Annotated in this window: 1 protein-coding gene; it reads left to right on the forward strand. The window is 44.1% G+C overall.

What is annotated here, in order from left to right:
• The coding region (locus AC0QHF_RS08520; RefSeq protein ID WP_324703777.1) for a group II intron maturase-specific domain-containing protein at window positions 1-374 on the forward strand (374 nt) is incomplete at both ends.

Here is a 374-nt window from a genome sequence, read left to right on the forward strand (position 1 = left end):
TTCAACATCAGGCAATATCCTGCCGGAAAACACGTTTCCGGAAAAAGCGGGGGAAGGAGCAGTAAATTATTAGGCTTTGTAACCCACGTCAAACCGAATAAAAAAGCAATCAAAGCCCACATCGAAAAGGTGAAAGAGGTGATTAGGAATCATAAAACAGCACCTCAAGCCGCCCTGATTAAACATCTTAATCCCATCATCACTGGATGGGCAAGGTATTACTCAGGGGTAGTCTCCAAGGAGATTTTCAACAAGCTAGACCATATACTCTGGCAACAACTGCGGGCATGGGTAGTATCACGATGCGGAATTGCCAATTACAAAACGCTCAGAAAATACTACCGAACAGGTATGACAAAATTGAGCAACGGGGA

The organism is Lyngbya sp. CCY1209, assembly GCF_055795065.1.